The sequence below is a fragment of the Pseudomonas sp. Q1-7 genome (assembly GCF_028010285.1).
GTDB lineage: Bacteria > Pseudomonadota > Gammaproteobacteria > Pseudomonadales > Pseudomonadaceae > Metapseudomonas.
The window spans coordinates 394,070-406,267 of the sequence record NZ_CP116304.1; the positions used below are offsets into that span (position 1 = coordinate 394,070).

10 protein-coding genes are annotated in these 12,198 nt (G+C 64.8%); 2 read left to right on the plus strand and 8 right to left on the minus strand.

Annotated features, from left to right (window positions below; translation table 11 throughout):
- Positions 1 to 71 precede the first annotated feature (71 nt).
- Together betB and betI (PJW05_RS01850) are read right to left on the minus strand one after the other, a co-directional pair.
- Positions 72 to 1,544 (minus strand): betaine-aldehyde dehydrogenase, encoded by a 1,473-nt coding sequence (gene betB, locus PJW05_RS01845; protein WP_271410248.1) that lies wholly within the window; start codon positions 1,542 to 1,544, stop codon positions 72 to 74.
- A gap of 46 nt (positions 1,545 to 1,590) precedes the next feature.
- Complete coding sequence (gene betI, locus PJW05_RS01850; protein ID WP_271410249.1) at positions 1,591 to 2,184, minus strand: transcriptional regulator BetI; 594 nt, start codon at positions 2,182 to 2,184, stop codon at positions 1,591 to 1,593.
- Between the two features lie 286 nt (positions 2,185 to 2,470).
- On the opposite strand from betI (PJW05_RS01850), the gene PJW05_RS01855 reads away from it, so the two are divergent.
- Entirely contained in the window at positions 2,471 to 4,015 is a 1,545-nt protein-coding gene (locus PJW05_RS01855) for a BCCT family transporter (RefSeq protein WP_271412161.1), read from the plus strand.
- A gap of 103 nt (positions 4,016 to 4,118) precedes the next feature.
- Here PJW05_RS01855 and betI (PJW05_RS01860) read toward each other — a convergent pair whose 3' ends face one another.
- The 6 genes from betI (PJW05_RS01860) to choX form a co-directional block, all read right to left on the minus strand.
- Positions 4,119 to 4,712 carry a transcriptional regulator BetI gene (gene betI, locus PJW05_RS01860; protein WP_271410250.1) on the minus strand — a complete coding sequence of 198 codons (594 nt, stop codon included), beginning with the start codon at positions 4,710 to 4,712 and terminating at the stop codon, positions 4,119 to 4,121.
- Between the two features lie 259 nt (positions 4,713 to 4,971).
- The gene (locus PJW05_RS01865) at positions 4,972 to 5,829 is read right to left on the minus strand and encodes a glycine betaine ABC transporter substrate-binding protein (RefSeq protein ID WP_271410251.1); all 858 of its coding nucleotides are present in this window, start codon (positions 5,827 to 5,829) and stop codon (positions 4,972 to 4,974) included.
- A gap of 149 nt (positions 5,830 to 5,978) precedes the next feature.
- A complete protein-coding gene (locus PJW05_RS01870; protein ID WP_271410252.1) occupies positions 5,979 to 6,923 on the minus strand; it encodes a choline ABC transporter substrate-binding protein in 945 nt (314 codons plus the stop codon).
- A gap of 36 nt (positions 6,924 to 6,959) precedes the next feature.
- Positions 6,960 to 7,847 carry an ABC transporter permease gene (locus PJW05_RS01875; RefSeq protein ID WP_271410253.1) on the minus strand — a complete coding sequence of 296 codons (888 nt, stop codon included), beginning with the start codon at positions 7,845 to 7,847 and terminating at the stop codon, positions 6,960 to 6,962.
- 2 nt (positions 7,848 to 7,849) lie between these two features.
- On the minus strand, positions 7,850 to 9,046 hold the full coding sequence (locus tag PJW05_RS01880) for a quaternary amine ABC transporter ATP-binding protein (protein ID WP_271410254.1): 1,197 nt from the start codon (positions 9,044 to 9,046) through the stop codon (positions 7,850 to 7,852).
- A gap of 415 nt (positions 9,047 to 9,461) precedes the next feature.
- On the minus strand, positions 9,462 to 10,418 hold the full coding sequence (gene choX, locus PJW05_RS01885) for a choline ABC transporter substrate-binding protein (RefSeq protein WP_442969202.1): 957 nt from the start codon (positions 10,416 to 10,418) through the stop codon (positions 9,462 to 9,464).
- Between the two features lie 318 nt (positions 10,419 to 10,736).
- Here choX and PJW05_RS01890 point away from each other — a divergent pair, with 318 nt between their 5' ends.
- Entirely contained in the window at positions 10,737 to 12,113 is a 1,377-nt protein-coding gene (locus PJW05_RS01890) for an L-serine ammonia-lyase (RefSeq protein WP_271410255.1), read from the plus strand.
- Positions 12,114 to 12,198: the final 85 nt, after the last annotated feature.

The following is a 12,198-nucleotide window of genomic DNA, read 5'->3' on the forward strand; positions in this document are numbered from 1 at the left end:
ACTGCAGCCGGGTTGCCAGGGCCGGCGTCGAGCCGGGGCCGGGGGCGCGTCTGCACCCCCGGCGGCACCGGTCAGAACACCGAGTAGTAGTCGCCCATTTCCACTTGCACGGACTTGATGCGCGTGTAATGGGCCAGGGTGGTCAGGCCGTTCTCGCGGCCGACGCCGGACTGCTTGTAGCCGCCCACCGGCATTTCGGCGGGGGACTCGCCCCAGGTGTTGATCCAGCAGATACCGGCTTCCAGCTTGTGGATCACGCGGTGGGCGCGGGCCAGGTCGCGGGTGACGACGCCGGCGGCCAGGCCGTAGTCGGTGTCGTTGGCGCGGCGGATGACTTCTTCCTCGGTGTCGTAGACCAGGATGCTCATCACCGGGCCGAAGATTTCCTCGCGGACGATGGTCATGTCGTCGGTGCAATCGCTGAACACGGTGGCCGCCACGTAGGCGCCCTTGGCGTATTCGCCGTCGGTGACGCGCTCGCCGCCGATCAGCAGGCGCGCGCCTTCCTTGCGGCCGGCCTCGATGTAGCCGAGCACGCTTTCCATGTGGGCGAAGCTGGTCAGCGGACCGAAGTTGGTGGTGGCGTCTTCCGGGTTGCCCAGGCGGATGCGCTTGACGCGCTCGACCACTTTCGCTTCGAAGCGGGCCTGCAGGGCGCGCGGCACGAACACGCGGGTACCGTTGGTGCAGACCTGGCCGGAGCTGAAGAAGTTGGCCATCACGGCGATGTCGGCGGCGCGGTCGAGGTCGGCGTCTTCGAAGATGATCAGCGGAGACTTGCCGCCCAGTTCCATGGTCACTTCCTTCAGCGAGGAGCTGGAGGCGCTGGCCATCACCTTCTTGCCGGTGGAGGTGCCGCCGGTGAAGGAGATCTTCTCGATCAGCGGGTGCTCGGTCAGCCACTGGCCGACTTCGCGGCCGCTGCCGGTGAGAACGTTGAATACGCCGTCCGGCACGCCGGCTTCGGTGTAGATCTCGGCCAGTTTCAGCGCGGTCAGCGGGGTGACTTCGCTGGGTTTGAAGATCATGGCGTTGCCGGCGGCGAGCGCAGGGGCGGATTTCCACATGGCGATCTGCACCGGGTAGTTCCAGGCGCCGATGCCGGCCACCACGCCCAGGGGCTCGCGGCGGGTGTAGACGAAGCTGGTTTCGCGCAGCGGGATCTGCTCGCCTTCGATGGCGGGGATCAGGCCGGCGTAGTACTCGATCACGTCGGCGCCGGTGACGATGTCCACGGCCTGGGTTTCGGCCAGCGGCTTGCCGGTGTCCAGGGTTTCCAGCGCGGCCAGCTCATCGTTGCGCTCACGCAGGATGTCGACGGCGCGGCGCAGGATGCGCGAACGTTGCATGGCGGTCATCGCGGCCCAGACTTTCTGGCCTTCGACGGCGCTGGCAACGGCGCGTTCGACGTCGTCCTTGCTGGCGCGCTGGACGTTGGCCAGGACTTCGCCGTTGGCGGGGTTGATGGTCTCGAAGGTGGCGCCGCTGGTGGAGTCGACGTAGCGACCGCCGATGTAGAGCTTCTGTTCTTCGAATCGGGCCATGGGGGGGTCCTCTCTAGGTCTTGTGTTCGCAAGGCGGCCGGGCGGATCAAGCCGCCTGCTTGGCCAGTTGTTGATCAAGGAATTCGTAGGCGAGCCGGCGTGCCTGCTCGGTATCGAAGGTTTCGCCGGACAGCGCACCGCGCAGCCAGAGGCCGTCGATCAGGGCGGCCAGGCCGCGGGCGGCGCTGCGGGCGCTTTGTGCATCGAGCTCGCGGCTGAACTGCCAGCAGAGGTTCGAGTAGAGGCGCAGGTCGTTGATGCGCTGCAAACGGCGCAGGGCCGGCTGGTGCATGCTGCTGGCCCAGAACGCCAGCCAGGTCTTCATGGCCGGACCGTTGACCTGGGACTCGTCGAAGTTGCCGTCGATGATGGAGCGGATGTAGCCGCGTGCGCTGTCGTCGCGCATGGCTGCGCGGCGCCTGCGCACCGCCGCCTGCAGGTCGTTCATGAGGAAACGCATGGCGGCTTCCAGCAGCCCGTTCTTGTCCTGGAAGTAGTGGCTGATGATGCCGTTGGAAACCCCGGCGAGCTTCGCGATGTAGGAAATGCTGGCGTCGCCCATGCCGACCTGGTCCACCGCCTCGAGGGTGGCGTGGATCAGTTGGGTCCGCCGCAGGGGCTGCATTCCAATCTTGGGCATGGGTTTCCTCCTTTTCCGGGGGCATTCCGGACGGGTTGAAATCCAGCCTACTTTAATTTGATTGATCGTTCAAACAACAAAGAATAAGCTGCGCACCATGAAGCGGGATGCGGCAGTTCGCCGCACCCGTTCCAGGGCCTTCGGCCGGCGCTGCCACTCGTCGCCGACCGGGGGTGCGGGACTGTCGTTGCGCCGCACAGGCGCCTGCTTTCACTGCCCAGGGAATTTCCCAATGAGTAAAGCTCCAACAACAATCAAACCTGAGAAGGTGCGCCTGAATCCGGTGGTGTTCTTCGGATCCACTGCGCTCATCCTGCTTCTCACGGTTGCCTTGATCGCGTTCCCGGAAGAGGCCGGCAGCGTGCTCGGCGAGGCCCAGGCCTGGCTGTCGCGCAGTTTCGGCTGGTACTACATGCTGGCCATCGGCGCCTACCTGTTCTTCGTCCTCTACGTCGCCTTCTCGCGCTTTGGCCACCTGCGACTGGGGCCGGACGACAGCAAGCCGGATTTCAGCTACGGCGCCTGGGCCGGCATGCTGTTCTCCTCGGGTATCGGCATCTCGCTGCTCTATTTCGCGGCCTCCGAACCCATCGACCACCTGTTCAACCCGCCGGAAGGCGAGCCGGGCAGCCAGCAGGCCGCGCGCCAGGCGCTGCAGCTGACCTTCCTCCACTGGGGCGTGCATGGCTGGGCCATCTATGCGCTGGTGGGCCTGGCGGTGGGCTACTTCGCCTACCGTCACAACAAGCCGTTGGCGTTGCGTTCGGCGCTTTATCCGCTGTTCGGCGAGCGCCTGATGAAGGGCTCGGTGGGCAACGCGGTGGATTGTTTCGGCATCTTCGTGACCCTGCTGGGCCTGGTGACCAACTTGGGCATCGGTTCGCTGCAGGTCTCCTCGGGCCTGGAATACCTCTTCGGCCTGCCCCATAGCCAGGGCGCGCTACTGGCGGTGATCCTGGTGATGAGCGCGGTGGCTACCCTGGCCGCGGTGTCCGGCATCGAGAAGGGCATCCGCCGTCTGTCCAACCTGAACATCATCCTGTTCAGCGGCCTGCTGGTGTTCGTGCTGCTGGCCGGCGAAACCCTGCACCTGCTCAACGGTTTCGTGCAGAACCTGGGCGACTACCTCAACGGCCTGGTGCTGAAGACCTTCGACCTCTACGTGTACACCGGCCAGTCCGGCAAGAGCGAAGAATGGATGGGCCTGTGGACCCTGTTCTATTGGGCCTGGTGGATTTCCTGGGCGCCCTTCGTCGGCATGTTCGTGGCGCGTATTTCCCGTGGCCGCACCGTGCGCGAGCTGGTCAGCGGCGTGCTGCTGATCCCGCTGGGCTTCACCCTGGCCTGGCTCTCGGTGTTCGGCAACAGCGCCCTGGACCTGGTCATGAACCAGAACGCCGCGGACCTGGGCAAGGCGGCGCTGGAACAGCCGGCGATGTCCATCTACCTGCTGCTGGAACATTACCCCTGGGCCAAGGCGGTGATCGGCCTGTCGATCTGCGTCGGCTTCGTACTCTTCCTCACCCCGGCCGACTCCGGTTCGGTGATGCTGGCCAACCTGTCCCGCGAGGAAGGCGACCTGGACGAGGACGCGCCCAACTGGCTGCGGATCTTCTGGTCCGTGGTGGTGACCCTGGCGACCATCGGCCTGCTCTTCGCCGGCAACTTCACCGCCATGCAGACGGTGGTGGTGCTGGCCGGCCTGCCGTTCTCGGTGGTGCTGCTGCTCTACATGTTCGCTCTGCTGAAAGCCATGAAGGCCGACCTGGCGGCGCAGCAGTCGGCGCCGGCGGCGACCCAGGTGGTCGAACTGCGAGGCGAGGCGGCCTGACGCGACCCTTGGCTGCAATGAAGAAGCCCGGTCCCAGGACCGGGCTTTTTCTTTGTGGGAGCGAATTCATTCGCGAATGAACTCGCTCCCACAGCAGAGGGGATCAGGCCTCGGCCTTCGCCAACTGCTGGTCCAGGTAGTCGTAGGCGAGTTGCAGCGCCTGCCCGACGTTGAACGCATCGCCCGACAGCGCGCCGCGCAGCCACAGGCCGTCGATCAGCGCGGCCAGGCCGCGGGCGGCGGAGCGCGCCTGGTGCCGGGGCAGGGTCCGGCGCAGCTCGCAGCAGAGGTTGGAGTAGAGCCGGTGGTCGTTGATCCGCTGCAGGCGGCGCAGCGACGGCTGGTGCATGCTGGCGGCCCAGAAGGCCAGCCAGGTCTTCATGGCCGGGCCGTTGACCTGGCTGTCGTCGAAGTTGCCGGCGACGATGGCCCGCAGGTGCTCGCGCGGCGAGTCGTCGCGCAGGGCGGCGCGGCGCTGGCGCACGGCTGAGCTGAGCGCCCCCATCAGATGGCGCATGGTGGCTTCCAGCAGACCGTTCTTGTCCCGGAAGTAGTGGCTGATGATGCCGTTGGAAACGCCGGCGATGCGGGCGATATAGGCAATGCTGGCATCGGCCAGGCCCACCTGGTCGACGGCTTCGAGGGTGGCCTGGATCAACTGCGAGCGGCGGATCGGCTGCATTCCGACCTTGGGCATCGGATATTTCCACCATTTTGTGTGGGAATCGGGAGCGCGCAGTCTAGGGGGAAATTGATTGATCGATCAATTGATGGGGTTTATCGGGGCGGCGAGGCTCCAGCTGTAGGAGCGATTTCAATCGCGAAAGGGACGCTCAGCGACCCCAGCCTTTCCGGGGCAGGCCTGCGGCCTGCATCGCGATTGAAATCGCTCCCACAAAAAGCAGAACGCCCCCGCGGGCGGTGGCCGGCGGGGGCGTCGGGGGCGAGGTGGCTGGTTACTTCAACCACTCCTCCACGCGCTGCGGGTTCTTGGTGATCCAGTCCTTGGCGGCCGCTTCCGGCTTGGCGCCTTCGCGGATGGCCAGCATCACCGAGCCCACTTCTTCGCCGCTCCAGGAGAATTTCTTCAGGAAGGCGGTGGCGTCGGCGGCCTTGGCTTCCAGGCCCGGATTGACCACGGTGTCGACGTGCTCGTCATCGCCGTAGACCTTTTTCGGGTCTTCCAGGAAGCGCAGCTTCCACTTGGCGAACATCCAGTGGGGAATCCAGCCGGTGACCACGATGGGTTTCTGGGCCTTCTCGGCGCGGGTGAGGGCGGTGGCCATGGCCGGGCCGGAGCTGGGCATCAGCTTGATGTCCAGGTTGTACTGCTTGATGGCGTCCTCGGTGCGGCGCATCACGCCGGCGCCGGCATCGATACCGGTGATCTTGCCGTCGAAGTCGGCCTTGTAGGTGTTCAGGTCCTCGATGGATTTGGCTTTCACATAGTCGGGCACGATCAGGCCGATCTTGGCGCCCTCGTAGTTGGAGCCGAGCACCACCACCTTGTCCTTGAGCTTGGCGTAGTACTCGCCGTGGGTGGCCGGCAGCCAGGCGGAGAGGGTGGCGTCCAGGTCGCCGCGGGCCACGCCCTGCCACATGATGGCCGGCTCGACGGGCTTCAGCTCGACGTCGTAGCCGAGCTTCTCCTTGAGGATCTCTCCCGCCACGTAGGTGGCGGCGACGCTGTCGTCCCAACCGTTCACATAGCCGATCTTCAGGGTCGGTTTGTCGGCGGCCTGGACCATGCCCACGCCGAGGGCAAGGGTGGCGACACCGAGGGTCTTGAGACAAAGGGATTTCAACTTGCGCATACGTATTGCTCCATCAGGTGGGATTGGCAGCTAACTACGTGGTCGATCACCCGTTCTGAGGCGGGTGTCGCGACTGTGCCGCTCGCGGCCCGTCACCGGGCCACGATTGGCGAATTGCAAGGGAACAGGCCCCGCGAGGGGGCCTGAAATTACAGGCCGATGTGTTTTTTCACGGCGGCGGCGCCGTCCTGGCCATCGAAGGTGGTGACGCCGGCGAGCCACTTGTCCAGCGCGGCCGGGTTGGCCTTGAGCCAGTTGGCGGCAACCTTCACCGGGTCTTCCTTCTCGAGGATCTTCTCCATCAGCTGGCTTTCCATCTGCACGTTGAATTGCAGATTGTTCAGCAGCTTGCCGACGTTCGCGCAGCGTTGCTCGTAGTCCGGCGGTACCACGGTGTAGACCTTGGCGGCGCCGTAGTCCGGGCCGAACACATCGTCACCGCCGGCGAGGTAGGTGAGGTCGAACTGGGTATTCATCGGGTGCGGTGCCCAGCCGAGGAACACCACCGGCTCCTTCTTCTTCACCGCGCGCTGCACCTGCACCAACATGCCCGCTTCGGAAGACTCGACCATACGGAACTCGCCCAGACCGAACTGGTCGCCCTTGATCATCTTGTCGATCAGCAGGTTGCCGTCGTTGCCGGGCTCGATGCCGTAGATCTTGCCGCCCAGCTGCTCCTTGAACTTGGCGATGTCCTGGAAGCTCTTCAGCCCGGCGTCAGCCGCGTAGGTGGGGACCGCCAGGGTGTACTTGGCGCCTTCCAGGTTGGGGGTCGGCAGTACCTTCACGCCATTGTCCTTGGTGAAGGGTTCGATCACCGCGTCCATGGACGGTGCCCAGTAGCCGAGGAAGACGTCGATCTGCTTGTTCTTCACGCCGGTGAAGGCGATGGGCACGGAGGCCATGATCTTGCGCGGGGTGTAACCCAGCCCCTCGGTCAGCACCATGGCCACGCCCGTAGTGGCGGCAATGTCGGCCCAGCCGATCTCGGCGAAGCGGACCTGCTTGCAGCTCTGCGGTTCCTGGGCCCAGGCACCCTGGGCCAGCGCGCAGGCCAGCAGGCCCAGTGCCGCCACTTTTTTCATTCTTTTCATTCGCGACTCCCTGAACGTTGAAAGATGAAGCGTCGGTTATTGCACTTGCTGCCGCTGCAGCTTGGCGCTCAGCCAGCCGAAGGCCTTGCTGCGCGTCGAGGTTTGAGGCGTCCCGAAGCTTTCGGTGATGCGGTCGAGGATGATCGCCAGCAGAACCACGGCCATGCCGCTCTCGAAGCCCAGGCCGATATCCAGGCGCTGGATACTGGCGAGCACGTCGTTACCCAGGCCGCCGGCGCCGACCATCGAAGCGATGATCACCATGGACAGCGCCATCATGATGGTCTGGTTAACGCCGGCCATGATCGACGGCATGGCGTTCGGCAGCTGCACTTTGTATAGCAGCTGCCAGCTGGTGCAGCCGAAGGATTGGCCGGCTTCGACGATTTCCTTGTTCACCTGGCGGATACCGAGGCTGGTCAGGCGCACTGCCGGCGGCATGGCGAAGATCACCGTGGCGATGATGCCGGGCACGCGGCCGAGGCCGAAGAGCATGGCTGCCGGGATCAGGTAGACGAACGCCGGCATGGTCTGCATGAAGTCCAGGATCGGCCGGATGACGACCGCGACCCGTTCGCTCCTGGCGGCCCAGATGCCCAGCGGAATACCCAGCAGCAGGCTGATCAGGGTGGACGAGAAGGTCAGGCCAAGGGTGACCACCGTCTGTTCCCAGAAGCCGGTCAGCACGATCAGGATCAGCGAGGCGGCGGTGAAGGCGGCGAACTTGGCGCCGATGCGCCAGAAGCCCAGGCCCACGAAGATGGCGATGATCGCCCAGGCCGGCGGCCAGAGCAGGAAGCGTTCGATCAGCTCGGAGAAGCCGCTGACCACGTTGCCGACGCTTTCGAAGGCGCCGCTGTAGTTCTCCAGAAGATGCTGGACGACATCATTCACCCAGCTGCCCAGATCCAGTTTTTCGCTCATCGTCATTCTCCCCGCAGGCGGCTCAGCAGGCGGCCTTTGCTGATCGCGCCGCTATAGCGGCCACTCTGGTCGACCACCGGGATCGGCCCCTCGTTGATCACCAGACGCTGGATGACGCTGTCCAGAGGCAGGTCTTCCGGCACCGGATCGATGTGCTTGAGCAGGCCCTGCTCCAGGTCCAGGGTCCGGCCGCCTTCTACCAGCAGGGCGATCTTTTCCAGGCTGATGGAGCCGCGGAAGTTGTTCTTCTCGTCGACGATGAAGGCGTAGTGCTTGTCCATGGCCTGCAGCTTCTGGCAGACGGTCTGGGCATCCGGCGCCTTGCCGTTGTGCACGAACAGCGGAACGCTGTCGGACTTGAGCTGGCCGGCGGTGAGGTAGCGGCTGGTGTCGACGGTGTTGAAGAAGTTGCGCACGTAGTCGTTGGCCGGGTTCTCGATGATCTCCTGGGGCGTGCCCACCTGGATCAGCTTGCCGCCTTCCATGATGCCGATGCGCGAACCGATGCGCATGGCTTCCTCGATATCGTGGGACACGAAAATGATGGTGCGGCTGTGCTTCTTCTGCAGGTCCAGCAGTACGTCCTGCATCTCGCGGCGCTTGAGCGGGTCGAGGGCGGAGAAGGCCTCGTCCATGATGATCATCGAGGGGTCGACGGCCAGGGCGCGGGCCAGGCCGACACGCTGCTGCATGCCGCCCGAGAGTTCGTGGGGATATTTGTGGGCGAAGCTGGCCAGGCCGACCTGCTCCAGCACTTCCATGGCGCGTTGCTCGCGTTCCTTCCGACTCTTGCCGGCCACTTCCAGGCCGAAGGCAGCGTTGTCCAGCACACTGCGTGAAGGCATCAGGGCGAAGGACTGGAACACCATGCTCATGTCGCGGCGGCGCAGGTCGATCAGTTGCGACTTGGGCAACTTGGCGACGTTCTGGCCGTCGATGAAGACATCGCCAGCGGTGGGCTCGATCAGTCGGTTGATCAAGCGGATCAGGGTCGACTTGCCCGACCCGGACAGGCCCATCAGCACGAAGATCTCGCCTTCGTTGACGCTGAAGGACACGTCGCTGACGCCGATCACTGCGCCTTTTTCAGCCAGGATCTTTTCCTTGCTCCAGCCTTGCTTGAGTAAATCGATTGCTTCTTGTGGTTGTTGCCCGAAAACCTTGTAGAGGTTTTGAACCACGATCTTTCCAGACTGCATGGGATAGTTCCCCTTCAGTAGACATCCAGGTCAGCTACACGGAGCCAGAACCGGCGCTCGACGACGCACAGCCTGGTGATGCCGACTGTCTTGCCTGTGTGGATAACAATGTTTCGAGAACCTGACAGCCCTCTGGCAGTGTTACGAAACCCATTCCCTGGGCGGGTTCAGCACCTCGGCCAGAGGTGCGCGTACTTCCGAAATTTCTTATTAGGCCGACCTCTGCTCGGGGGGAGGTCGCCGCTTCTGTTCTTCGGTCCGCAGCGGAGTGCTCGCGGTCTGTCGGCCCACGGGAGCCGACAGCGACGAAATCGGGTGTCTCAACGATAAAGCCTTGAGGCCTTGGCAATTGTCGGTTTACGACGTTCATATGTTGGGCGACGACATGGCGTATGGATATCGCGGATGCACCGTTTCACGGCGATTTGGCCGGGACCAGGGTCGCCGGCAGCGGGCCGCCGTCGCGCGCGGTAACGCCGCGCAGCCAGGCGGTGAGGGTGTCGGGATTGGCTTTCAGCCAGGCCTTGGCCTCGCGTCGGCGGTTGGTGCTCTGATTAAGTATGGCCTCCATCAGATGGTTCTCCATGGCCAGGCTGAATTTGAGGTTCTGCAGCAGTCGCCCGAGGTTCGGACACTCCTGGACCAACCCCTTGCGTACGTTGGTGTAGACGCTGGCGCCACCGTAGTCCGGGCCGAACCAGTCGTTGCCGCCGGCGAGGTAGTGCATCTTCAACTGGTTGTTCATCGGGTGGGGTTCCCAGCCGAGGAATACCGCCCACTGGCCGAGATGCTCGGCACGCTTGACCTGGGCCAACATACCACTCTCACTGGATTCCACCAGTTGGAATTCGCCGAGGCCGAAGGCGTTGCCGTCGATCATCTTGCGGATCAGTTGGTTGCCGTCGTTGCCGGGCTCGATGCCGTAGACCTTGCTGCCCAGCTGTTCCCTGAACGTCGACAGGTCGGCGAAGCGCTTCACGCCGCCGTCCCAAGCCGCCTGGTTCACCGCCAGGCTGTACTTGGCCCCGGTGAGGTTGGCGCCCAGGGTTTCCACCGTGCCCTTCTCCAGGTAAGGGCGGATGTCCTGCTCCATGCTCGGCATCCAGTTGCCGAGGAACACATCGAGTTTGCCGTCTCCAAGGGCCTTGTAAGTGTCGGGCACCGACAGGCGCTTGACCTTGGTGACGTAGCCGAGCTCGCTCAGCACATGGCGGGTGACGGCGGTTGTAACGGTGATGTCGCTCCAGCCGACGTCGGCGAAGTGCACGGTGGAGCAGCGTTCGGGGTCGGCGGCGGCCAGGGCCGGCTGGCTGGCTAGAGAGGACGCGGCCAGCAGCATGGCCGCCAGCAGAGCAGTGGTGGGTCGAGTCATCTGGAGGGTCCGTCCACAGCAGGATTCATTGTCGTTATCCGGGCTCGCGTGGCTGTCCGACTGCTGCAGGCCCCGCCTCCGGCGCCTGGATCATGCGTGCCTGGCGAAGCGTCTGACTACCAACCCGGTCGCAGGTAGAACGTATCTGTCGCGCGTGGATGTCGCGTCTGTCGGGGGCGAATAAGTTCGTACCGGGTTCCCGACACCTCCGGCACCGGCCACGACGTATTTGGATACGAGCAAGTCGGTGTGGGAAGTACCCACCCCGGCGAAATGTCGATGATGTGCGCCAAGAGTGAACCCTACCGGAGTTGCCCCGTGGCTATCAGCGTGTTCGACCTGTTCAAGATCGGTATCGGCCCCTCCAGTTCGCACACGGTGGGTCCGATGCGGGCGGCGGCGCTGTTCGCCACGGCGCTGCGCGAGCGTGGCCTGCTGGCGCGGGTGCGGCGGGTCGAGGTGCGCCTGTACGGCTCGCTGTCGGCCACCGGGGTCGGCCATGGCACCGACCGCGCCACCCTGGTGGGGCTGATGGGCGAATGGCCGGACCGGGTGGACCCGAAGCAGATCGGCCCGCGCGTCGAGGCCCTGAAGGCCAGCGGCGAACTGTTGCTGGACGGCACCCATGCGGTGCCCTTCGACTGGTCGCGCGACCTGCTGCTGCTAGACGAGAACCTGCCCTACCACCCCAACGCCATGACCCTGATCGTCTTCGACGAGGCGGGGGAACTGCACCGCGACACCTACTACTCCATCGGCGGCGGTTTCGTGGTCGACGAAACCCAGGCCCGCGCCGGCCAACTGGACCAGGACGCCACCCAGCTGCCCTATGACTTCTCCAGCGCCGAGGAATTGCTCGAACTCTGCCAGCGCCATGGCCTTCGTGTGTCCGAGCTGATGCTGGCCAACGAGAAGGCCTGGCGCAGCGAGGCGGAAATCCGCGCCGGGCTGCTGAGGCTGTGGGACGCCATGCAGGAATGCGTAAACAACGGCCTCGGCCAGGAAGGCATCCTGCCCGGCGGGTTGAATGTGCGCCGGCGCGCGGCGAAGCTGCACCGCAGCCTGCAGGAACTGGGCAAGCCGAACGTGATCGGCTCGACCATGAGCGCCATGGAGTGGGTCAACCTCTACGCGCTGGCGGTGAACGAGGAAAACGCCGCCGGCGGGCGCATGGTCACCGCGCCCACCAACGGTGCGGCAGGGATCATCCCGGCGGTGCTGCACTACTACATGCGCTTCAACCCCGAGGCGAACGAGGACGACGTGGTGAACTTCTTCCTCGGCGCGGCTGCGGTGGGAATCCTGTGCAAGAAGAACGCCTCGATTTCCGGCGCCGAAGTGGGTTGCCAGGGCGAAGTGGGTTCGGCCTGCGCGATGGCGGCGGCGGGCCTGGCGGAGGTGCTGGGGGCGACCCCGGCGCAGCTGGAGAATGCGGCGGAGATCGGCCTGGAGCACAACCTGGGGCTGACCTGCGACCCGGTGGGCGGGCTGGTGCAGGTGCCGTGCATCGAGCGCAACGCCATCGCCGCGGTGAAGGCGATCAACGCGGCGCAGATGGCGCTGCGTGGCGACGGCGAGCATTTCATCTCGCTGGACCGGGTGATCCGCACCATGCGCGATACCGGCGCCGACATGCATGACAAGTACAAGGAAACCTCGCGCGGCGGCCTGGCGGTCAGCGCCATCGAGTGCTGACCCGGCATCGCCCGCTTCGTCCCTCGGCGCCCCGCCATGGTGCGCGCCGAGGTGAAGGGAGGCGTGACCATCAGGTCACTATCTG

Coding starts and splice junctions, on each gene's coding strand:
- betI (WP_271410249.1), bottom strand. CDS start 2,184: ATGCCCAAGATTGGAATGCAGCCCCTGCGGCGGACCCAACTGATCCAC.
- PJW05_RS01875 (WP_271410253.1), bottom strand. CDS start 7,847: ATGAGCGAAAAACTGGATCTGGGCAGCTGGGTGAATGATGTCGTCCAG.
- PJW05_RS01865 (WP_271410251.1), bottom strand. CDS start 5,829: ATGCGCAAGTTGAAATCCCTTTGTCTCAAGACCCTCGGTGTCGCCACC.
- PJW05_RS01880 (WP_271410254.1), bottom strand. CDS start 9,046: ATGCAGTCTGGAAAGATCGTGGTTCAAAACCTCTACAAGGTTTTCGGG.
- choX (WP_442969202.1), bottom strand. CDS start 10,418: ATGACTCGACCCACCACTGCTCTGCTGGCGGCCATGCTGCTGGCCGCG.
- betB (WP_271410248.1), bottom strand. CDS start 1,544: ATGGCCCGATTCGAAGAACAGAAGCTCTACATCGGCGGTCGCTACGTC.
- betI (WP_271410250.1), bottom strand. CDS start 4,712: ATGCCCAAGGTCGGAATGCAGCCGATCCGCCGCTCGCAGTTGATCCAG.
- PJW05_RS01870 (WP_271410252.1), bottom strand. CDS start 6,923: ATGAAAAGAATGAAAAAAGTGGCGGCACTGGGCCTGCTGGCCTGCGCG.